The 20,528-nt window shown below is 56.7% G+C and carries 15 protein-coding genes, 1 rRNA gene and 1 pseudogene; 15 read left to right on the plus strand and 2 right to left on the minus strand.

The genetic code is table 11. The features are described 5' to 3' along the window. Positions 1 to 76: 76 nt before the first annotated feature. The 9 genes and pseudogenes from BMW84_RS22305 to BMW84_RS22340 all read left to right on the plus strand — a co-directional run bounded on the left by BMW84_RS22305 (position 77) and on the right by BMW84_RS22340 (position 14,877). Positions 77 to 1,855 (plus strand): extracellular solute-binding protein, encoded by a 1,779-nt coding sequence (locus BMW84_RS22305; RefSeq protein WP_091072256.1) that lies wholly within the window; start codon positions 77 to 79, stop codon positions 1,853 to 1,855. Between the two features lie 117 nt (positions 1,856 to 1,972). Then, positions 1,973 to 8,485, plus strand: a complete 6,513-nt coding sequence (locus BMW84_RS22310; RefSeq protein ID WP_091072258.1) for a hemoblobin-interacting domain-containing protein — start codon at positions 1,973 to 1,975, stop codon at positions 8,483 to 8,485. Positions 8,486 to 8,618: 133 nt separating this feature from the next. Next, positions 8,619 to 9,056: pseudogene (locus tag BMW84_RS22315) on the plus strand (M48 family metallopeptidase); the annotation flags it as partial. Positions 9,057 to 9,193: 137 nt separating this feature from the next. Next, positions 9,194 to 11,125: an asparagine synthase-related protein gene (locus BMW84_RS22320; RefSeq protein ID WP_091072263.1), complete on the plus strand. Its 1,932-nt coding sequence runs from the start codon at positions 9,194 to 9,196 to the stop codon at positions 11,123 to 11,125. A gap of 35 nt (positions 11,126 to 11,160) precedes the next feature. Continuing rightward, the gene (locus BMW84_RS24570; protein ID WP_139209672.1) at positions 11,161 to 11,286 is read left to right on the plus strand and encodes a paeninodin family lasso peptide; all 126 of its coding nucleotides are present in this window, start codon (positions 11,161 to 11,163) and stop codon (positions 11,284 to 11,286) included. Between the two features lie 89 nt (positions 11,287 to 11,375). Continuing rightward, positions 11,376 to 12,314, plus strand: a complete 939-nt coding sequence (locus tag BMW84_RS22325; protein ID WP_091072267.1) for a hypothetical protein — start codon at positions 11,376 to 11,378, stop codon at positions 12,312 to 12,314. A 2-nt stretch (positions 12,315 to 12,316) separates the two neighbouring features. Continuing rightward, complete coding sequence (locus tag BMW84_RS22330) at positions 12,317 to 12,625, plus strand: lasso peptide biosynthesis PqqD family chaperone (RefSeq protein ID WP_091072305.1); 309 nt, start codon at positions 12,317 to 12,319, stop codon at positions 12,623 to 12,625. After that, complete coding sequence (locus BMW84_RS22335) at positions 12,622 to 13,065, plus strand: lasso peptide biosynthesis B2 protein (RefSeq protein ID WP_091072270.1); 444 nt, start codon at positions 12,622 to 12,624, stop codon at positions 13,063 to 13,065. The genes BMW84_RS22330 and BMW84_RS22335 overlap by 4 nt, the downstream gene beginning before the upstream one ends. 24 nt (positions 13,066 to 13,089) lie before the next feature. Continuing rightward, positions 13,090 to 14,877, plus strand: coding sequence for an ABC transporter ATP-binding protein (locus tag BMW84_RS22340; RefSeq protein WP_091072272.1), 1,788 nt, complete (start codon positions 13,090 to 13,092; stop codon positions 14,875 to 14,877). 152 nt (positions 14,878 to 15,029) lie between these two features. Here the strand turns inward: BMW84_RS22340 and BMW84_RS22345 are convergent, their stop codons facing one another. After that, the gene (locus BMW84_RS22345; protein WP_091072275.1) at positions 15,030 to 16,214 is read right to left on the minus strand and encodes a nucleotidyltransferase domain-containing protein; all 1,185 of its coding nucleotides are present in this window, start codon (positions 16,212 to 16,214) and stop codon (positions 15,030 to 15,032) included. Between the two features lie 181 nt (positions 16,215 to 16,395). Here BMW84_RS22345 and BMW84_RS22350 point away from each other — a divergent pair, with 181 nt between their 5' ends. The 5 genes from BMW84_RS22350 (at position 16,396) to BMW84_RS22370 (ending at position 19,685) form a co-directional block, all read left to right on the plus strand. After that, a complete protein-coding gene (locus tag BMW84_RS22350) occupies positions 16,396 to 16,836 on the plus strand; it encodes a HEAT repeat domain-containing protein (protein WP_091072278.1) in 441 nt (146 codons plus the stop codon). An 83-nt stretch (positions 16,837 to 16,919) separates the two neighbouring features. Then, positions 16,920 to 17,513 carry a hypothetical protein gene (locus BMW84_RS22355; RefSeq protein ID WP_091072279.1) on the plus strand — a complete coding sequence of 198 codons (594 nt, stop codon included), beginning with the start codon at positions 16,920 to 16,922 and terminating at the stop codon, positions 17,511 to 17,513. 42 nt (positions 17,514 to 17,555) lie between these two features. Then, entirely contained in the window at positions 17,556 to 18,368 is an 813-nt protein-coding gene (locus BMW84_RS25185; protein WP_091072282.1) for a methyl-accepting chemotaxis protein, read from the plus strand. Further along, the gene (locus tag BMW84_RS22365; protein ID WP_091072283.1) at positions 18,365 to 18,877 is read left to right on the plus strand and encodes a GNAT family N-acetyltransferase; all 513 of its coding nucleotides are present in this window, start codon (positions 18,365 to 18,367) and stop codon (positions 18,875 to 18,877) included. The genes BMW84_RS25185 and BMW84_RS22365 overlap by 4 nt, the downstream gene beginning before the upstream one ends. Positions 18,878 to 18,983: 106 nt before the next feature. Next, positions 18,984 to 19,685 (plus strand): stalk domain-containing protein, encoded by a 702-nt coding sequence (locus BMW84_RS22370; RefSeq protein ID WP_091072286.1) that lies wholly within the window; start codon positions 18,984 to 18,986, stop codon positions 19,683 to 19,685. A gap of 130 nt (positions 19,686 to 19,815) precedes the next feature. Here BMW84_RS22370 and BMW84_RS22375 read toward each other — a convergent pair whose 3' ends face one another. Beyond that, positions 19,816 to 19,941, minus strand: coding sequence for a DUF4023 family protein (locus BMW84_RS22375; RefSeq protein WP_091072288.1), 126 nt, complete (start codon positions 19,939 to 19,941; stop codon positions 19,816 to 19,818). Between the two features lie 375 nt (positions 19,942 to 20,316). Here BMW84_RS22375 and BMW84_RS22380 point away from each other — a divergent pair. Next, positions 20,317 to 20,528: ribosomal RNA gene (locus BMW84_RS22380) — 16S ribosomal RNA — on the plus strand; the annotation flags it as partial.

Genomic DNA, 20,528 nt, shown 5'->3' on the forward strand with positions numbered 1-20,528 from the left:
GTTAGCGAGATTTATAGTTTGATACGAGGAGCGAGGGTAAGCGCTCACAATCACGAAAATAGGGGGATAAGAACCAATGCAATTCAAACGAATCAGCAGTGTGCTGCTGGCATCGGCGATGGCATTCAGCCTGGCCGCCTGCTCGGGCAATAACAACGAAAGCGGATCGGCGAATGCAACCAATGAACCGGCGCAAAGCACGGACAACGCCGCCGGCAGCAATTCGTCAAACGCGGCAAACGCATCCAGCAATGTGGACGAAACCGGTTGGGATGGCTCGAAATATGTAGAACCGATTACGCCGACCACCGAGAAGGCAATCGGCAACAACTATTATTACAAGACCGGGGAAAGCATGGAGAACAACGTGCTGAATACCTACATGAAGGACAATCTGGGCATCGACGTGAAATATGACTGGGTCGTGACCGACACCAACCAGGCGTATCAAACCAAAATCCGGCTGATGCTCTCTTCGGGCGAAAAAATGCCGGATGTCATCACTTACCGCGGTGACATGGAAACCGTCAATATGCTGATCGACTCCGGACAATTCATGGACGTCAATGACCTGTTCGACAAGTATGCCGGCGAAGGCTACAAGAAAGCGGTGGCGCTCAATCCGGCAACGCTGCTGCCGGTCACCCGCGACGGTAAAGTCATGGCATTGCCTGTACTGGACTACGCGTATAACGATGACATGGTGCTGTGGCTGCGCCAGGACTGGATGGATAAACTCGGCCTGCAGGCACCGAAGACGCTTGCGGATCTGGAGGCCATCATGGATGCCTTCGTCAATAAAGACCCGGACGGAAACGGCAAGAAGGATACCCTCGGGATGGCCGCCGGCTTCAAGAATACGTATTTAAACTGGATCGCCGATATCAGCTGGCTGTTCGGGGAATATGGCACTATGCCTGAGCAATGGAACATGGGGGCGGACGGCAGCCTGAGCTACGGCTCCATCGATCCGGGCGCCAAGCAGGCGCTGGCCACGCTGAAGACCTGGATGGATAAAGGCTACATCAGCAAAGACGCCGGCCTCGTGGACGAAACGGGCGGATACGAGCAATTCACCAAAGGCCAGGCAGGCGCAATCGTCGGCCGCAACTGGCTTCCGGACTGGCCGTTCGGCGATCTGCTCAACAATGTTCCCGGCGCCAAATACAAAGCTTATGCGATTCCAACGGGACCGGACGGCAAAATCGGTACCCAAAGCGGCAATCCGTCCGTTAACGGCTGGATGCTGATCAACAAGGACTCGAAGCATCCGGAAGCGCTGCTGCGCTATTATAACTTCTTCTACGATAACTGGGCCAACCCGGCCAAGGGCAGCAAGTTTGAAAACGGCTTTGCCGAAGGTTATGACTACGCATTGCTGGAGGACGGTACAGTTGTAAAAGATCCGGCCAAATATCCGGACCTGTTCCCGGGCTACGGCGACCGGACGCATCTCGTCGAGCCGATCTACTACTCGCTGACTTATGAAGGCGCCCGCGATCCGGCGCTGTACGCGGACACCATGCTGAAGCTGGCGAACGGAGGAGCGGCGGAAACACCGTATGAAATTGCCACCAAAGCTGCCCGTAAGCCGGAGAATATCGAAGCGATGAAGATCGTCATGGATCAGAAGGACATCCGGATGAAAAATTACTTCCAGGGTCCGCTGACCGAAACGATGAAAAATAAAAATGAACTATTGAAGAAGCTGGTACTGCAAACGTACTCCAAGGTCATTTATGGCCAATCTTCCGTCGACGAATTCGACAAGATGGTAGAGAATTGGAAGAAATCCGGCGGCGACCAGGTCACGAAAGAAGTCAACGACTGGTACCAATCGGCCAGCAAAAAATAAGCACGGCGCCCATACCCCGAACTAGGCCGGCTGCAAGTGAGCAAGGAACGCTGCAATTACAATGTAGCGTTCCTTTTCATATAAACTAACGCTCCAAGCGAAAGGGGAACCACGTGAATGAGAAGCAGGAAATTTGCATGGCAACGTAAATTCGCGTCCATATTGCTAAGCGCCGCTTTGCTGGCCGGCCCGCCGGGCACAGGCCGGGCGCTGGCGCAGGCGGAAGATTCCGCCGCTGCGCCGGCAGTTCCAACCCTTGCGGCCGCCGTACCGGCGGGGACGTCGTTTACCGACGTGCAGGGCCACTGGGCACAGCCTGAGATCGAGAAATGGGCCGATCTGGGCCTGGTCAACGGAGCCGGAGGACAGTTCCGGCCGAAGGATGCGATCAGCCGTGCCGAGTTCATCAAGCTTGCCAACACGCTGTTCGGGTATCAGGTGAAATCCTCTGAGACGTTTACGGATGTGGAAGCAGGAGAGTGGTATGCAGGGCAGGTCTCTATCGCCAGAGGCGCAGGCTATATCAGCGGTTATCCCGGCGGCCAATTCAAGCCGGATGTCCCGGTCACCCGGCAGGAAGCGGCCCAAATGGCCTCTCGGTTGTTCACGGTTTCGAAAGCGGATTCAACATTGTTGGCGGTGTTCACCGACCGGAAGTCCATCGCCGCGTATGCGCAAATACCGCTTGCCGGCCTGGTGCAAGCCGGCTATATCCAAGGCTTCGCGGACGGAACGATTCGTCCGCAGCAGCCCATCACCCGGGCGGAGGCGCTGGTGCTGCTTGACCGGCTGGCCGGAGAAATCCTGGGATCCGGAAGTGTCTATAACCGGAGCAAAACAACGGGCAATTTGTTCATTTCCGGCGCAGGCGCTGCCGTCACCGGGACGGAGATTGCCGGCGACGTCATTGTTGCTCCGGGCGTGGGCGACGGCGATGTCACCCTGGACGGGGTGAACCTCAAAGGCACGCTCCGCATCAACGGAGGCGGCGCGCATTCCGTGCATGTCAACAACTCGCAGGTAGGAAGCATCATTGTCCATAAACCCGAAGGCCAGGTTCGCGTGGTGATTGCCGGCAGCTCCCGGGTGGGCGAAGTCAACGTCCAAAGCGGCTCCGCCATCGAGGTCGGCGAGAAGGCTGCAGTGAACCGCTTAAACGTCGGAGAGCAGGCAGACGGAACCCGGCTCGCTATACAAGGCACCGTCGAAGAGCTGCATAGCTCATCGCCCGGCACGACGGTGAATGACAAAACTATTGCGGAGGGCACCAGCTATACGGTCAGCGGTACCCGCATGGATGTGAAGAGCACCGCTCCGCCAGCGGCTACTCCGGCAGCCTCTCCAACCTCGGCGCCGCCGGTTACCGTGCCGTCCACGCCAACACCGGCACCTGCGGCACCGCCGGCCATAACCGCCGACGGAACGGATAATGTGCAGGGAAAGGATATTACTCTCAGCTTTACAGACAATGCAGCATGGCGAGCAGCCGTTCAGCAGGTGCTGCTTGGCAGCCAAAAGCTCGATTCGGGCAATTACGTCATCGAAACCGGTAAATTAACAATAAAGGCCTCGGCAATAAATGATGTTGGAATCCTTTCGGTCACCATCAAAGCTTCCGGTTATACGGATGTTACGGTGCTGCAGCTTATCAAGGGGGGAACGCCTCCTCAACTTGCCGTGGATACCACGGATCATACGCTGGGCCGGGATATCGACATTACCTTTACGGACGATCCGGTCTGGCGCGAGCATATCATCGAGGTTAAGGTGGGCGAAAAACCGCTGGGCAAAGATACGGATTATTCCCTTGCTCCCGGCCGGATTACCTTCAAAGCCGCGGTGTTCACAGCTCCGGGAACGTTTACCGTTACGATTTCAGCCGAGCAGTATGCAGAAAGCGCCGTAGCTACGCAGCAGATTCTTAGCGGCGAGCCGCCTGCACTTCATGCGGAACAAACGGAGAATGTGCTTGGGAAGGATATTGCCGTTACTTTTACCGACAATGCGCTCTGGCGCAATTCGATTTCCGAAGTGCTGTGGGATGAAACGGCGTTGATGGAAGGCACGGATTATCAAGTCGAAGCAGGGAAAATCGTTGTCCATTCGGGGGCCATCCAACATCGGGGAACGGCCAGGCTGACCGTTAAAGCGGAAGGCTGGGCGGATGCTTCGGTTGAGCAAACCATCGGCGAATGGGTCGAGGTATGGGGCGACGAATTTGACGGAACCGGCAGCGCTCTCGACTCCAATGGCGTCAACCTTGGCAAGTGGGCGTATCAGGAAGGGACCGGTACGGAATACGGCGTATCCGACTGGGGCAACAACGAGCAAGAGTATTATTCGCGCAACAATGTTCAGGTGGCGGAGGGCCTTCTGACCATTACGGCGAAGAAAGAAAGCAAAGGCGGCAAGGCGTACACCTCGGGCCGTTTGTGGACTTCGCCGACGTATTCGAAGACGTACGGCAAGTTTGAGGCGCGGATCAAGATGCCGGAGGGCCAGGGGATCTGGCCTGCATTCTGGCTGATGCCGAAGGACAGCGAATACGGAACATGGGCCTCTTCGGGAGAGCTCGACATTATGGAAGCGCGGGGACGGGTGGCGGATAAAACCTCCGGAACCATCCATTTCGGCAAGCAATGGCCGAACAATAAATCGGCTGGCGGCGACTATACCTTTCCAGCCGGTCAGGCGATTACCGGATTCCACACCTACAGCGTGGAATGGGAGCCAGGCGTCATCCGCTGGTATGTCGACGGCAACCTTTTTTATAAGGCTGATCAGTGGAGCAGCGAAGGCGCCGGCCAGCCGGATAAATATGCTTTCCCGGCGCCGTTCGACCAGCCGTTCTATATCATTCTGAATATGGCGATCGGCGGCCAGTTCGACGGTAATCTGCTGCCGCCGGATTCGGCCATGGCGAACGCGAAAATGCAGGTGGATTACGTACGGGTCTATGATCTGGAAGGTAAGCCGTACCACGTACCTGTGGAACCGGTCAACGATGCCGAGCCGATTCCTGCGGAAGCCCGGCAGCCGGTGGACGGCAGCTACATCGCCGATCCGAACTTCGAACAGGGATTGACCGATATCGCGAACAGCTCCCAGGGACTCGCGGCCGACAAATGGAACTTCCTGCATACGCCGGACTACGGAGGAGCGGGCAGCGCCGCCATTGAAAAGATCGGCGGTCAGAATTATGCCAAAATCACGCCGACGAACGGGGGCAACCAGAATTACGCCCTGCAGCTGATCCAATATGCTCCGCTCGTCAAAGGACATACCTATAAGATCAGCTTCGATGCCAAAGCGGCGGCAGCCCGCAGCTTGTCAGTCAAAATGGGCGGCGATGCGGACAATGGCTGGAGCGTCTATTCGGATAGTTACGATGCCTCGCTCAAGGCCGATCTGCAGCACTATGAATTTACATTCCCGATGAGCGCAACGACAGATTTAATGGCCCGTTTGGAGTTTAACGTCGGTTTGAACGCAAATGCGCTCTGGATCGGCAATGTAAGGTTGGAGGAGATCACGCCTGGAGAAGCGGCCGATAAGCCGAAGCCGCCTTTGGACAACGGCAACCATATTTACAACGGCAGCTTTGAGCTCGGAACGATGGACCGGATGAAATATTGGAGCTTCAGCGCGGCGGATGCCGTTGCCGTGGCAAGCGTCGATCCGGATACCCGGGAGCTGACGGTACGGTTCCAGGATAGCGGATCCATAGCCCAGGCGGTGAAGCTGGAGCAAAACGGGCTGAATTTGCTGCAGAGCGATACGTATCAATTGAAATTCAGCGCCAAAGCAGCGGCTTCCCGAACCATTGGCGTCCGGTTCGTAAGTAAAGACGGGTCTGTGGAATATCATGTCCAAACCGGTATCGACTTGGGTACATCCTTTGCGGATCATACGCTGAGCTTTACGATGCCGGCGCAAGTGAACGATACGGAAGGCCGCCTGATCTTTGACCTCGGCGGCGACGACGCAGCGGTTACGCTGGATAATATCGTGCTTATCCGAAAGACCAACCATAACGTGGATTATACCGGGGTCGAACTGTTCCCGCTCAAAAACGGCGATTTCTCGTCCGGACTAACCGCTTGGGAGCCGTTCACCCAAGGTGCCGCGGCCACTTTCAGCGCTGCCGAAGGTGCAGCCAAGATTTCGGTGAGCAGCGTTGGCGGCGAGGCCTGGAACATTATGCTGAACCAGTCCAACCTGCTGATTCACAAAGGGTTTACGTATGTGCTGTCCTTCGACGCCAAAGCCTCCATCGCCCGCGACACGGAGGCTACGCTGGAGAATTCCGCGTACACCCGGCGTTTTGACTCCGGATTCATTGCGCTCGGCACGGATTGGAAGCATTTTGAGTATACCTTCAAGCCGACGGCCGATGACAACGTAGCGCTCAAGTTCCTGCTGGGCAAAACGCCGCAAGCACCGGCCGCTGCGCATGATGTCTTTTTCCAGAACGTCGTGCTTGAGATTCAGAATGCTCCTGTCAAACGGCCGCCGACCCTTACCGCCGACACCACGGACCCGCGCCTCGGCCAGCCGATCTCCCTGACCTTTAAGGATGACGCCGCTTGGCGTAGCTCCGTTACAGCCATACAAATCGGCGGGCGCACCGTGGATCAGGAGCTGTACGAGGTGCAGGCCGGTGCGATCGTCTTCTCGCCGAAAGCCTTTGCTTCCGCCGGCGCCAACGCCATCAAAGTTGCTGCCGAGGGGTATGCGGATGCGTTGGTAAGCCAGCCTCTGATCGAGGGGGACGGCAATCTGCTGAACAACGGCAGCTTTACGAAAGGTACAGCCGGCTGGGAGCATTGGGTCGGCAAGACGGGGGACTCTACTTTCGAGGTGAAGGAGGGAACGGCGAATCTCCAAATTCATTATAACGGCGGGGTTACCACCGAATGGGGCGATCCGGTACCGGTCAGTTGGTATACCCAACTGATGCAGCCGGGAATCAAACTTACCGGCGGCAAGACGTATGAGCTTTCCTTCCGCGCATGGTCGACGGTGAATCGACCGATTGTGATCGAATTGACGGGTTACAATGGTGACGCCAAGCTTGAATTCCATATTACAGGCGATGCCTCAGAGGTCTATACAGCCACGCTGAAACCGGCGGCAGACGTGACGTTTGCCCTGAAATTTTTGCTCGGAAACGTAGTGACCGCTACGGAGACTACAACTTCAGCAGAGCATTTGATCCAACTGGACGACATCTCCTTGCGGGAAGTCCAAAGCGGACCGGCACTCGCGGCCGATACCACCGATAACCGGCTGGGCCAGGCGATCGAGCTGACCTTCGGCGATGCGGAAGCTTGGCGGACGGCAATCACCGGCATCAAGATTAACGGAACTGCCGCGGATAAGGAGAAATATACGGTTACGCCTGGACGCATTACGCTCGACGCCTCGCTGTTTCCGGCTATTGCGAGCTATACCGTTGCCGTTTTTGCGGAGGGTTACGGCGCGAATTCAATCGTGCAGGAAGTGGTCACGGCATCGCCGAATGTCGCCATAGGCAAAAATGCCTCGGCCTCCACGTTCAAGCAGCCTGCAGCTTTGGCCTTTGACGGCAATGCGGCAACGCGCTGGGAGTCGGATTCCGCGGACCCGCAGTGGATCGCGGTTGACCTCGGCAAAGCCTATCGGATCGATACTGTCACGCTTCGGTGGGAAGGCGCCTACGGCAAGGCTTACAAGCTGCAAGTCGCCAATACCGAAGCTCCAAGAGAAGCGGACTGGAGTGATGTGTATACCGAAATAGCCGGCAACGGCAATCTCGACACCATCGTCGTTACCCCCCGAGAAGCGCGCCATGTGCGCCTGCTGGGAACAGCCAGAGGAACGCCGTACGGCTATTCCCTTTGGGAGTTTGAAGTCCATGGCGTGCCAATGGACGGTCAGAACCCGGGCGGGTTGACGGCTCCGCCAGTCATAGCGGCCGATTCCACCGATAACCTTGCCGGTCACGCGATTGAGTTGAATTTTTCCGCCAACCTGGACTGGGAACAGGCAATTACAAGTGTTTCGATCAATGGAACGGAGTTGGCCCGAGGTAGCGAATATACGGTAGCTTCAGGCAAAATTATTCTGGCCTCTGGCCTATTCGCCGCTGCGGGAACCTATTCCATCCAAATCCATGCCATGGGTTATGCCGATGCCGCTGTAAGCCAAGAGGTGCATGCAGAGCCAGCCCAAAACAATCTGGCGCTGCATCGGCCGGTCGTCGCTTCCTCATCTAACGCCACGTTTGATCCGAATGTGATCACGGACGGAAATGACGGTACCCGATGGGAAGCGGATTACGCGAAGGGGTATGAGGAAGAGTGGATCTATGTTGACCTGGGCGGCGTGAAGGATATCAACCAACTGATCATCGATTGGGAGCGGGCGTATGCCACGCATGTCGACATTCAGGTCGCCGATGGGTTGCCAAGCGACCCGGCCGGCTGGACGACGGTCAAGTCGCTTGATCGCAACGAAGCGGATGCCGCCTGGACCGAAACGGTCGATATCAGCGATTTGAACGTCAAAGGCCGTTATGTCCGCTTATTAATGAAGGGAAAACATTTTGGCGTTTACGGTCCGTCGATTTTCGAGTGTTCCATTTATTAAACGAAGCGATTAGAAACCTATAAGAAACGGGCCGATCCGGAGCAGCTCTGGTTGGCCCGTTTTCTTTGTGATACAGTGGAGGGAACGTTCAGGAAAAGGCAGGGAAGAAAACATGCACGACGATCAAGCGTTAAAAGATTACGGGGCGGACAGCCCTTTTTTATATCTGGGCAAGGTCCATAAGCTCCATGAGCTGATCGGTCCGGAAGAAGGCAGCGCGGAGGAACTTAGACTGAGGCTGAAAAAGTTTTATTTTTCCGGCCTCAAGAAGCTGGTTAACGAACGAATCGTTCCATACCAGACGCAGCTGCGGGTGAAACCGAAGAAGATTGAAATCGTGGAGTCGGCCAACAAGTGGGGAAGCTGCACCTCCGGCAAAGTACTGGCGTTCAATTACCGCCTGGCGATGGCGCCGGTTGAAGTGATCGACTACGTTATCGTCCATGAGCTGTGCCATCTGCTGCATATGAACCATGACCGTTCATTCTGGCGGCGTCTGGGCGGGGTCATGCCGGATTATAAGGGAAAAGAAGCGTTTTTGGCAGCGTACGGTCATCGGATGACCCTGTGATTCTCCGTAATACCCCCGAAGTCTACCTCGAAAGTATGCTAAAGGATAAGAAAAGTTACCCTCTATGGCGTATTCTCAATTATTGTCAAAAGCATTATCTTTAACAATAACATATCTGCGACTATGGAGGGCAACCAATGAGCGCCATTGCCGGCATTTACACGATGCAGCCGCATAACCTGAACCCGGAGCTGGGTCCGCATTTGATGCGGCAACTACAGCGGTATCCCGCGGATACATCCGGCTTATGGCAGGAGGAGGGGATCCTCCTGGGCTGCCACAACCAGTGGATGACGGCCGAGTCGCGCGGCGAGACGCTTCCCTTCCATGATCCGCAGCGCCAACTGGCGGTAACCGCCGACGCGATCCTCGACAACCGGCCCGAGCTGTGCCGGGAACTGAATATCCCTTTGCCGGACCACCAGGCCATCACGGACAGCCAGCTTATTTTGCTGGCTTACGACAAATGGGGGGAAGCCGCGCCGGCGCATCTGATCGGGGATTTTGCCTTCCTGATTTGGGACGGCAAACGGCGTTCCCTGTTCGGAGCGAGGGATTTTTCCGGCAACCGGACGTTATATTTCCACCGCTCGGCAGACCTGGTTGCCTTCTGTACGGCGATGCACCCGCTGCTTCATTTGCCGGGAGTAGACCATGCCTTGAATGAAGCATGGATTGCCGAATTCCTGGCCATTCCGGTCCGCATGGATGCGGCGGATTGCTCCTCTACGGTATACCGTTCCATTGAACAACTGCCCCCCTCCCACAGCATTACCGTTGAAGCCGGGACGATCCGGTTTTCCAGATACTGCACGTTAAATACGCCGCCGGAGCTGCGGCTTGCCTCAAACGGCGAATATGAAGAAGCATTCCGCGAGGTGTTTGGCCGCGCCGTGCGGGACCGGCTCCGTACCCACCATGCCGCCGGGGCTAATCTGAGCGGGGGGCTCGACTCCGGGTCCGTCGTGAGCTTTGCCGCCGCCGAAATGCGGGACAGGCAAAAACCGCTGCACACCTTCAGCAGCTATCCGCTGGACAGCTTCACACCATACCCGCTGGGAAACCGTGTTGCCGACGAACGTCCTTATATCGAATCAACGATCCGCCATGTGGGCAATATCGAGCCGAGTTTTCTGAACTTTCCAGACCGCAGTCCGTACAGCGACATCGACGATTGGCTCGACATCATGGAGATGCCGTATAAATTCATCGAGAATTCCTATTGGCTGAAAGGCATATACGAGCAAGCCCAGGCCAAAGGGATTGGCGTCATCCTCAGCGGACAGCGAGGCAACTGGAGCATTTCCTGGGGGCCGGCGCTGGATTACCAGGCCAAGCTGTTGCGCGAATTCCGCTGGCTGTCGCTGTACCGGGAGAACCGGCTTTACAGCCGGGAAATGAATGCCAGCCGAAAAAAAACGCTGCGGACCGCCCTGGGCAAAGCTTTCCCTGTGCTGGGTTCGCGGAAGACGGGAGCCGCCGAGCCGCAGCCAGAGCTGATCCACCCCGATTTTGCCCGGAGATCGGGTGTATACGAAAGGCTGGGTGCACAAGGGCTCGACCTTTCCGCCGGAGCAAGCAGCATATACGAAGTGCGGCGGCGGCATTTCGCCGAGCCGCATATCTGGAACGTGAACGGGACGGTGGCGACCAAACTGTCCCTGAAATACCGGGTATGGGATAGGGACCCGACCAACGATCTGCGGGTCATCCGCTTCTGCCTGTCCGTGCCGGAAGAACAATACGTTCAGAACGGAATGGACCGCTCGCTGGTCCGGCGCGCGATGGCCGGACGGCTGCCGGATGATGTGCGGCTCAACCGGAAACGCCGGGGGGTTCAAGGCGCCGACGGCATCGTGCGGATGCTGCCACAGTGGCCGCGTTTTTTCGCGGAAGCGGGAGAGATGCTCCGCGATGCGCGGGCAGCGGACTATTTGAACCAACCGGCGCTTTCCGCTTGCCTGGACAAGCTCGGGCGCGAACCGGCGCCGCAGCAAATCTTCAGCACCGAGTTTCGGCTTCTCGCCAGGGGATTGGTGTTTTACCGGTTTCTGAAACGGTTCTCCTGAAGATGGCTCAGCATGCCTGAAAGGGGGTGAACATGATGAAAAAGGAATACAGCAAGCCTGAATTGGAAGTACTCGACGTAAAAATGACAATGGCGGGTCCGGGATTGGCAATCGCCGATTCCTTCCAGGATGATCCGGATGAGCATGTGCACCACTCCTAAACCTTGCCTTGGATCCACCCGTCCTCATCCCCCTGTGCTTGCTGGAGGGGGATAGGACTGTTTTTCAACCGCTTAAAGGGAGTGATCTTATGGCGAAAGCGGCTTTGGCAGAGGCGTATACGGCATTTGGCTTAACGATTCGCAGCGACTTTCCGCTGCCGGAGCTTCCCCTGGCGGTTGTTCCTGCGCTAAATGGCGACGCCGTCATTCTTGAAGCCGATTTGTCGGCACGCTGGCAAGCCATTCCGAAGCTTTCCCCCACGCTGGGCGTTTCCGGCAATGAAGTAATGTTCATCGTCAAAGATACCGCAATTTATTCCGTGAAGGATGGCAACGTCATTTCCGTATCTCCCGCATCCGGAGCTGACCCTGATGCCGTAAGACTCTTCATTCTGGGGAGCTGCATGGGCATCCTGCTGATCCAGAAGCGGATTCTTCCGCTTCACGGCAGTGCGCTGGCCATCGATGGCAAAGCGTATGCGCTGGTAGGGGCATCCGGAGCTGGTAAGTCGACGCTGGCTTCCTATTTCATGGACCAAGGGTATTCGATGCTGAGCGACGACGTTATTCCCGTTATAGTGCGAGAGGGCCAGCCTTTTGCCGTTCCAGGTTATCCGCAGCAGAAATTATGGCAGCAAAGCCTGGACTATTTGGGAATGAATTCGTCCCATTATCGCCCATTGTTTCAGCGGGAAACCAAATTTGCCGTCCCGGTGCAGGGCCGTTTTCACGGAGATCCGCTGCCGCTGGCCGGAATATTCGAGCTTTCCGTGCTTCGGGAAGGTGCACCCGCCGTCACGCGCGTTTCCGGATTGGAACGGCTGCATCTTTTGTTTGGCCATACGTATCAGCGGGCCATGATCAACCGTCTCGGCGTCCGCGAATGGCATTTCGGAATGCTGGCCTCCTTCGTGAACCGGTTGCCGGTGTACCGGCTGTCGCGTCCCGAACAGGGGTACAGCGCTCCGCAGCTGGCCTCCTATATTAATGAAGCGATTGAACAACAAGCGAAGGAGAGAGCGGAATGAATATGTTGAAGGATTCGGGAGTATTGACATTGCAATCGATTCTCGTCCAGCGGGAAGGCAATATCGCCAGCGACATGGACGGCGAGAAGGTCATGCTGAATGTGCAAAAGGGCAAATATTATAATCTCGGCGAGGTTGGAGGCGAGATCTGGTCGGCGATTGCCGCTCCGGTGGAAGCCGGAGCGGTGGTGGAAAGCATCCGCCAAAGCTATGAACTGCCTTACGAGACGGCGAAGGAAGATGTAATGTCTTTCCTGAAAAGCCTGGTTGACGAGGATTTGGCTGTCATAGTAGGCGGGACAAGCGCATGATCGTAAAGCTCCGCAAGCTGGCGGCGCTGGACCGGGCGACGCTGGCGCTTTTTCCCGAGGCGTTCTGGCGGCTGTTTGCGGCGAGAATCTTCCTGCTGCTGCCCTTCTACCGGACGGCGCCGCGGCTGGGGCTGCAATCCTGCGAGACGACCAGCTTTACGCGCCTGGCCGATATTCCGCACATCCGCGGCATTACCAAGGCGATCAGCATTATGGGCCGCTGTACACCGTGGCGGAGCAATTGCATGGTCCGGGCCGTAGCCGGTCTGCGCATGCTGGAGAAGCGGGGCATTGAAAGCACCTTGTACATGGGTGTGGCCAGGGACCGGGAGGGCCGGATGATCGCCCATGCCTGGCTGCGCAGCGGAATGCTCTATGTGTCGGGCGATGATGCGATGAAGGGTTTTACCGTGGTGGAGAAGTTCGCCAAGACGCGATAACAGTGCAGCAAACGGGGTGAAACGATGCAAGCGATGATGGATTATATCCGCCAGCTTCGGCAGCTCTCTGGCGTGAAGCTCTATTTGAATCTGTTCGGAATGGCCGTCAGCGGCCTGCTGGAAAGCTCGGCGATTCTGCTGCTGGTTCCGATGCTGGCGATGACGGGAATCGAACTGGGCGGGACGGCGCGTTCCCTGCCCTTTTTCTCGTTTGTGCATGAACTGCCGCAGACGGCTTCGCTGCTAGTGGTGCTCGGCGTCTACATAGCGATTGCCCTGGTGCAATCGGCGATCTCCCGTTTTGTCGCGGTCCGCAACGTCGATATTCAGCAGACGTACAGCCGGAGGCTGCGTCTGGAGGTGTACGGGGAACTGCTGCGTGCGGAATGGCCGTTTTTCCTGGGCAAACGCACCTCCGACCTGATCCATGTCATGACCACTGAAATGGGCCGGGTACTGGCGGGCATCAGCTGTTTCCTGCAATTCATGACCTCGCTCCTGTTCACGCTGGTGCAGATCGCGTTTGCCTTCTGGCTGTCGCCGGAGCTGACGCTTGCCGTGCTGGTTTGTGCGGGCCTGCTGTCCATCTTTTCCCGCCGGTTTATCCGTAAGGCGAAAAAGCTCGGCAGCCGCAGCACCCGGCTTGGCCAAGATTATTTGGCCGGCATTACCGATCAGCTGAACGGAATCAAGGATATCAAGAGCAACAGCCTGGAACAGTCGCGGCTGGCCTGGCTTGCCGATTTTACCCGGGAGATCAAGGAGGAGCAGCTGGACTATACGCGCCTTCGCTCCACGTCGCAGATGATGTACAAACTGTCTTCCACGGTGCTGATCGCGGCATTTATCTTTATCGCATTCACATACCTGCATGCGCAGGGACCGAATCTGCTGCTGGTAATCCTGGTCTTTGCCCGGCTGTGGCCTACTTTCGCTTCGCTGCAAGGGCTGCTGGAGCAGCTGGCCTCGGTGCTGCCTTCCTTCAAGCTGCTGCAGCAGCTGCGGGCCGAGAGCCGCGCTGCGGCAGAGCCCGCCCTTGAAGCCGCCGGCCCTGCAGCGCCCTTCAAGCTGAGACAAGGGCTGGAGGCACGAGGCGTCCATTTCCGCTATTCGCGTTCCGCCTCCGACTATTCCCTGCGGAACGTCGATATCTTCATTCCCGCGAACCGGATGACCGCCATCGTCGGCCGTTCCGGCGCGGGCAAGAGCACGCTCGTCGACCTGCTGATGGGACTGATGCAGCCGGAGGAAGGCGAAATTTTGGCCGACGGCAGGCCGGTCTCCGGCGAGCGGCAGCAGGCGTTCCGCCGGTCCATCGGTTATGTCGCGCAGGACCCGTTTCTCTACAATGCTTCGATCCGGGATAATCTGGCGATGATCAAGCCGGATGCGAGCGAGGCGGAACTGTGGGAGGCGCTGGAGTTCGCCGCCTCGGCCGATTTTGTGCGGGATCTGCCGGACGGGCTCGACACCCTGATCGGCGACCGCGGGATACGCCTGTCGGGCGGCGAACGGCAGCGGCTCGTCCTGGCACGCGCCATCATCCGCAAGCCGTCGATTCTTGTGCTTGACGAAGCGACGAGCGCGCTCGATACCGAAAACGAGCGGAAGATTCAGGAAGCGCTGGAGCGGATCAAATCGAGCGTAACGGTGATCGTCATCGCCCACCGGCTGTCAACGATCCGCGGGGCGGACCAGATTCTCGTCATCGAAGAGGGAAGGGTCATCCAGCAGGGCGTTTACGCCGGACTGGCTTCCGAGCAGGGCGGCATGTTCCGGCGGCTGCTGCAAAGCCAGGGCGAAGCGATTTGAAACCGCTGGTGCGCCCGGCCGCTTCCTGTTCGCACCGGTTCCGGTTCACGCCGGTTCCGGTCCGCAACGCCTGCAGGCAGAAACAGCCGCAAATCTTCATTACCGTGACCACGGTAACGGAGATTTGCGGCTGTTTGATATGCCTTAGGGGGTTAAGCTTCGCTTCTGCGGCGGAACGCTTTCCGGTACGTCCACAGAAACGGGCGGAGCAGGAAGTACAGCGGATGCAGCGGCTTCGGCAGCGGCAGGGTACGGGCGTCGGCGGCATAAGGGTAGAGGAAGCCGGCGTAATAGAGCGCCTGCTGCCAAAGGGTCAGAATTGCCGGCTGATACCGCCGGTAATGCCGCTCCACATCCGGCGCCAGCGGCGGGCTGTGGAGGTTGACCCTGCGCGCGATATAGAACATCGCGCGCTGCGCCAGCCGGCGGGCCTTCGGCAGGCCGGCCAGCGGCGCCAGGCCCGGGTCCACCGGCGCGCCGAGCAGCTCGGCGGCCAGGATGAGGGCCTGGCCCCCGGCGGCGGTATAGCCATACCGCCGGAGCCGCCGGATCACGGTGCCCGGATCCGGCCGCTGCGCCAGCAGCTGCCGGATGTCGTGCAGCCAGCGCAGGCGCGACCACCCGTGCCTTGCTCCGTGCGCGGCAAGGTAGAGCAGCAGATCTTCCCGGCCCAGGTAGTGCACCGGATGGGCGGCCGCCGGGCTGGTCCGGGACCGCGCCCACAGATCCGCAAAATCCGGTTCGCGGGAAGGGCCGGGGCTTAACCGCCAGTGCACCTCGGCGGTAATCTTTTTCTCCGGATGGTGGAAGGTGGTGTGATGTTCGCGCCATTTCCAGTCGCCCAGCACGCTCTCGAAGCTTTCTTCCTGGACGTAGCCGAGCTGCCGGAGCAGCGCTTCCGCCTCGGCGTGACGGAGGAGCGGCACCAGAAAATCAAGATCGCGCGAGGTACGCAGCGACAAGTCGCCGTACAGATCCAGGGCCAAAACCGGGCCTTTCAGGAACAGGGTGGGAATGCCCAGCCGCTCCAGCTCCCGGCTAAGGCTGCCCATTTCGGCGCTGAGCTGAAGCATCTGCATCGTATTCCGCCGGTATTCCTGCTGCAGCCGCTTCAGGATTTCTTCCGGGACCGGGATATCCGCGCGGCGTTTTAACTCTGCATACAAAAAAGGGTACACCCGGTGATGCAGGGATAGCTGGAACAACATCCCCCAGTCGATTTGTGCGTATTCATCCGGGCCGGAAGCAGCAGCCGCGTCTTCGCCCTGCATTAGCTGTAGTAATAATAGAAGTTCATTCGATAAGTTCTCTTTGTTAAGGGGAATCGGCTTGGTCATAACGACGCTCCTAACTCGGATTCACTTTGGTTTTTCGAGAGCTTACCATCCGGGTCAACCGATGTCAATTTTTTCAATCGTTTTTTTGCCAAAAAATGTTGCATCCTTGATTGAAATGTCGATGCCGGTTACGGTAGAATTGCACTGTTAGCAGATTGGACGAAGAAAGGGAGCATTTCTTTTGAATAATGAAGCATGGAGTCATGAACTGCCGGAGAATTACGCTGAACTGAAAAAAGCCGCCGGCCGCACCGCCGACTGGAGAGCCCGGCTGCAGGCTGTCGAGGAGCTGGGCCGCTCGAACCATAGCCAGGTGGTCGATATTCTTCGCCGCCTCATGGCGGAGGATCCGGTATATACCGTTCAGGAAGCTGCCTACCTTAAGCTGAGAGCATTCGGCGAAGAGGTAAGCGAGCCGTCCCGGAACAAACCCGAGCTGTTTAAAGGCCTTTCCAAAATCTTGCTCCGCATCAAGAAGAGCCTTCCGAGGGATCATTCTTATGAGGAGTTTAAAGAAAAGCTGAAAAAGATGCGGATTGACATCTATGATGCTTACGAAGGCGAAAAAGGCGCGGACTTTGACCGGTGGCTGGAGAACATGTGGGCTAAAGCCTCCAAATAATCGGGATCAGAGAGCGGAGAGACAAGGGGACCCCTTATCGATCCGCTATCTTTATATTTTTGGACAAGGAAGGATGAAGGAAGATGAGCGATACGCCGAACGATTTGCTGGATTACAGGTTCCGGGAGTATCTCCGGTTATCCGCCGCGCTGCGGCCGGAATATCCGGAAACGCTTGGACAAGCGGATGGCGACGCAGCCGTACGGATTGCCGAAATCGCGCCGGGGGCTCCGGAATTGCTGAAGGTCATTTACGCGAATGTGGCCGGAACGGGGGATGAGGTCGAGGAGCCGAGCCTGGTCGAGTTTATCCCGGGCTACCGCCTGATCCATATCAATGAATACGCTGAACAGCGGGCGGCACTGTCGGCTATGCTTGAAGAGCGTGGGCATGCTGCCGCCGGACAGGTGTACCCTCTGCTGGCCAATTACAGCGGTGATTTCATCTGCATTTGGAAAAAGGAGGACGGCACGGAATCCGTTTGCGATTTTCTCAGCGATTATGGCGATGTGGTGGTGATGTTTGAATCCCCGCTGCTGTTTTTGGATACATTGTGCGAATTTTACAAGCAGGAAGTCTATTTTGTGGATGAAGACGGTTTTTTGGACTGCGATTTGATCAAGGAAGGCGAAGTCGGCGCGGCGATGAACCCTTCGGCAAATTACTGGTCGGAATAAGGCCGTTCATTAATTATAAAGAAGACAAGGTGGCTGGATCAGGTGGAGAAGCTGGAGCAATTGAAAAATATGTTGGGGATCATTCAGGCTACATACGGCGAAGACGCAGCCATGGTGCTGGCCGACACGGAGAAAGTGCTGGCTTATCTCCCGGGGGATAAGATCGACCTTAGGGTTCCGATCGGGGCGGGGATTGATAATTTCAGAGGCACCGTCTCTTACAAGGCACTGGAAACGAAACAAGTACAACGCGATGAGCGCGGTCCGGAGGCTTTCGGCATTGCCTACCGTTCTACGGCGGTTCCGGTTATGGAGGACGGGGAGGTTATCGGTGTTCTGGCGGCCATGGTCTCCAATCACCGGACGGCGGTGCTCCAGGATGGCGCACAGGAGCTTTCCTCCCTGGTGGAGGAAATGACGGCGACGGCGGAGGAAGTAACCCGTTCGGCGCTTGGTGTAACCCGGCGCATGGAAGAGCTGATGAGCCACTCCCATTCCATGGTTCAGGATATCGAGAACAGCTTTGAAATTCTGCTCGCGGTCAAACGGATCTCCGATCAATCCCATCTGCTCGGCTTAAATGCGGCCATCGAAGCTGCCCGGGCAGGCGAGCAAGGGCGCGGCTTCGGCGTGGTTGCCACCGAGATCCGCAAATTGGCCGGAGACAGCCAGACGATGGTTAAAAATATTCACGAACAGCTCACCGGGATGCGCCGGTCCATCCTGGAGATCGACCAATTCATTCGCGAGATTGTCGAGTTCTCCGAGCATCAGGGCCAATCCATGCAGGAATTGGGCCGGGCTTTCGATCATGTAGCGGATACCGCCAACCAGTTGTCCAGCCTTGACCGATGAAACCTGTTGACTTCGAAGAAGCCTATTCCATTCTGGAAGCCTCCTTTCCGGAAAGCGAGAGGCGCGTATATGCGGAGCAAAAAGCGCTGCTGGCCTATCCGAACTACCGGCTCTGCGGCGAATGTGACGAATTGGGTCGGGTAACGGCTGTTCTGGCAGCCTGGGAGTTCCCCGCCTTTTGCTTCGTGGAGCATTTAGCGACCCGTCCGGATCAACGGGGTAGCGGGTTAGGCGGCGAGCTGATGTCGGCTTATCTGCAAGAGTGCCGCCGGCCGGTTGTGCTCGAGGTGGAGCTGCCAAATGGTCCGCTGGAACAACGCCGTATCGGCTTTTATGAAAGACTGGGGTTCCGGATGAACCTCTTCGGCTATACCCAGCCTCCCCTGCGCGAAGGGCAGGAGGACCTGCCGCTGCGCATGATGAGCTATCCTGATCCGCTGAATCCGGAGGATTTTCTGCATATCCGCGAGGTGCTGTACCGCCAAGTTTACCGTATTTCATTGCCGTGATGACTTCTTTACATCCCCGATACAAGTTCGAAACAACTTCATGGTTAAATAAAGTCATCGAAGGGCAACACACACTAAACGAACAAGTTAAGGGAGACGATTGAATATGAAAAGCAAAAAAATGGTCATCGCAACAATGGTATTCGGAATGGCACTTACAGGCTCGGCCGGCGTATATGCGGGAACGAATCTGCAGAAGATCAGCGCTTACTTGAATCACAGCATCGGTTTCAAAGTGAACGGCTCGGCTTACGCCCCTGTGGACCAAAACGGCAAAAAGCTGTCCCCGATCACTTACAATGACACCACGTACCTCCCGGTGCGGGCGCTGGCCGATGCGCTGAATGTACCGGTAACCTTTGATGCCAAGAACAATCAAGTGATTCTCGGATCCGGCGGAACGACTGCCGCACCGATTACGCTCAGCCCGGTTACTTACAGCGCGGCGCAGAAAGCGGAGATTGTTAAAGCGTTCGCGGGCTTCCAAGGCTTTGAGACAGCCTATGCCCCGATGCAAATGATCAGCGGTGACGCCTTCCTGAAGGTCGCCGGCGGGGAAGACGGCGTAAGTTTCCTGTTCAACCACATGCGGGTCAACGTATCGCCGCGTGACTACTCCGATTCATACAAAGGCACGACCGTTACGCTGTCGAACGGGATCCAAGGCAAATGGTATACGCCAAGCGACATCCCGATGCTGACCTTCAAGCTGGATGACCGTTATGTCACGATCAGTTCCCCGGATCAATCGCTGAGCAAGGCAAAGCTGGAAAAGGCGGCAGCCGGCGTGGCGAAATTGAGCCAATAATAAAGGTAACGGTAACGCAGGTGAGACAGCGCATAGCTGCCACGAAGATATAGATCACGGAGATATAGATAAGGTTATATAAAAAAGGATGCCGGTCAGCCCTTCGGGGACTCCGGCATCCTTTTCGGTTTTATTTATTGGTGCTGTGCTGTTTATTGGCCAGCCTGGACTGGGGCGAGCCTTGGCCGCGGTGCTTATTCTTTTGCGCTTTCCGCCGGTCTTCATCCAGTTTGGCTACATACTCATGCGTATCCATCTGCATACCTCCTACATGAATGTACCGTTACTGTATCCTAATCTGGAGCAACTCATGCGTCCGGCGCAAGGGGGCTGAGGGTGCAAAATGTGCGCATTATAATGAATCAGAATGCTTCTTAAAAAAAGTTCTTGCATTCATCTTCTGTACATGGTATATTCTTATTCCGGCCAAGAAATATCAGATGAAACGCTCGAATGAAGTTAAAAAAAAGAGCTTGCATCGAACGGCTGGATGTGATATAGTATAAGAGTTGCTGCTGACGAGAAATTGCAGTGACGAAACAAAGTTTGATCTTTGAAAACTGAACAACGAGTGAGTATTAAAGAGAATGCAAATTCTCGTCAGATGTTTTAAATGAGCAAGTCAAACACCTTTATGGAGAGTTTGATCCTGGCTCAGGACGAACGCTGGCGGCGTGCCTAATACATGCAAGTCGAGCGGAGTTTATCCTTCGGGGTAAGCTTAGCGGCGGACGGGTGAGTAACACGTAGGCAACCTGCCCCATGAACTGGGATAACTACCGGAAACGGTAGCTAATACCGGATAATTCCTCTTTTCGCCTGAAGGGAGGATGAAAGACGGAG

It is taken from the genome of Paenibacillus sp. NFR01, assembly GCF_900111565.1.
Taxonomy (GTDB): domain Bacteria; phylum Bacillota; class Bacilli; order Paenibacillales; family Paenibacillaceae; genus Paenibacillus_AQ.